This is a genomic window from Thiospirillum jenense, from assembly GCF_014145225.1.
In the GTDB taxonomy this organism is placed as follows: domain Bacteria; phylum Pseudomonadota; class Gammaproteobacteria; order Chromatiales; family Chromatiaceae; genus Thiospirillum; species Thiospirillum jenense.
Map to the genome: position 1 here is coordinate 1 of NZ_JABVCQ010000072.1, position 1,993 is coordinate 1,993.

Below are 1,993 nucleotides of genomic sequence, written 5' to 3' on the forward strand. Positions count from 1 at the left end.
GTAAAAACCACTGTTTTCTGTTGATTTAATCGTCGTCATAAGGATTTATTCCTGATAATGTAAATACAAACGCTAAAATTTCAGCGACTACAACATACAGTGCCGGCGGGATTTCATCGCCTAATGGAATTTGCGCGAGTACTTCAGTTAATGCCGGATCGGCACGCAAGGGTACGCCGTGCGCTTCAGCAATTTCCATTATTTGTTCCGCGGTTAAACCCGTACCAGTTGCAGTGATTTGTGGTGCGTGTTCGCGATCCCAACGCAATGCAACCGCTTTACGTTGTGGAGGAAACGGTGGTGAATGAGACTCAGTCATGCGCGGTCACTAATTAATGAATGCTGTATTGGAGATTGGGGTGGAGTGCATTGCCCTTCACCCGCATGAAGACTGGCAATTTCAATGTCATGTGTTTCTAGTTTTTGACGCAATTTTGATAGATTTTGTCGCAACAATGCTGCCCCCGCCGCGTGTTCAGCAACTAATGATGCGTTCAAACGTCCACCACTTAAATTCAAATTAACTGCTAATGGACCCAGAATTGGCAGTGTTAAACGTAACTGCATTTGCCACGTCTCTTCTTCATTATTTTGTGTTTGCGCATCACGTCGAATATCGGCTTCTATTGCTTGTAATCCTGCATTCGTTTGGAACGGTAATTCCAATAGCCAACGTGTTCCTTCTGAGTTATGAACAGGCGATTGTAATTGCATATTGATAACATGTTTAATCATGCCGTCAACATCACGCGCAAAATGATTTAATAATGCGCGATCCGATGGATTAAGAGATGTGGCATCTTGTTCTTTAGTCAGGGCAATATCAAGTTGAGTTGAAGCTGTGTGATCAGTTTGACGAAAATAATCTTGAAACAGTGCTTTTGTTTTAATGTCATGTCTAATACGATCGGCAAGCCTAAATAACTGCGCTTTTAAATCAGTTGAAAAACTTGCTGCCATTTCTGGATAGAGAGTGGATTGCGCCAATAGTGCTTCCAGCCAAATACCAGAATTACGCATTGCAGCCGATAATTGTTTAGGATCTGTGAGTTGTTGACTGGCTGGCAATTGCTTAACTATTTCTTCTAATGCTTGACGGGTGCTTGCCAAATTCGTAGTTGGATGAATTGCGGTTGCTGACTGTTCTTGTAGTTTATGACTCCAATTAGCTAGAGTAGCCAATAATGCGCGTGATTCAGGTAAAAGCTGTCGAATCTGATTATCACGCCATGATTGTGCCATAACTTGATTAAGATCGGCAAGCGGCTGTAATACAACTGTTGGGGTGACAGCGACCACTTCTACCATAATACGCGGTATTGGAGTTGTTGATCTTAACGAATCAATTGTTGGCGTTGTTCCAATAGTTGGACGCGCCGATTCATACAAGCGTAAGTTATTAGAATCCGTTGTTGCAACAGCCTGTTGCGTCGTTTCATTTGATAATGGTGTCAGTGTCGTTGAGTGATCTAAATGATTTTGTGACAGTGGTTGCTGAGGTTGCTGTATAGCTTGTTGGTGATTCACCGAACTATTAACCGGATTGGATTGTAACTGAATTCGATGTTGATCTATTAGTTCTGGCGCGGTTGTCGTTGCCGAAAGCTGTGAATGATGAGTGAGTTTTTCTATTGAATCTGTCAACTCAGTCTGTAGATTGGTTGGTAATAATTGTGTTTGATGACTGGGAGGTGGTGTTAATTCAGGCAAATCAACTGGTTGATTAGTTGGCAATAATTGCGCTTGACGAACGGGAATTGGCGGTAATTCAGGCGAATTGATTTGTTGATTAGTTGATTGACGAGCGGGAATTGGCGGTAATTCAGGCAAATCAATTGCTTGATTTATTGATTGACGAGCGGGGACGGGTGGTAATTCAAGCGACTCAATTGCTTGATTAGTTGGTAATGACTGCGCTGACCGAGCGGGAGTTGGTGGTAATTCGGGCAAATCAGTTGGTTGATTTATTGATTGACGAGCGGGGACGGGTGGT

Annotated in this window: 2 protein-coding genes; both read right to left on the reverse strand. The window is 42.9% G+C overall.

The window, feature by feature from the left end; all coding sequences use genetic code 11:
• Positions 1-25: 25 nt before the first annotated feature.
• Entirely contained in the window at positions 26-319 is a 294-nt protein-coding gene (locus tag HUK38_RS14510) for an EscU/YscU/HrcU family type III secretion system export apparatus switch protein (RefSeq protein ID WP_182585036.1), read from the reverse strand.
• A partial coding sequence (gene fliK / locus HUK38_RS14515) for a flagellar hook-length control protein FliK (protein WP_182585037.1) occupies positions 316-1,993 on the reverse strand: 1,678 nt, incomplete at its 5' end. The genes fliK and HUK38_RS14510, both read right to left, overlap by 4 nt.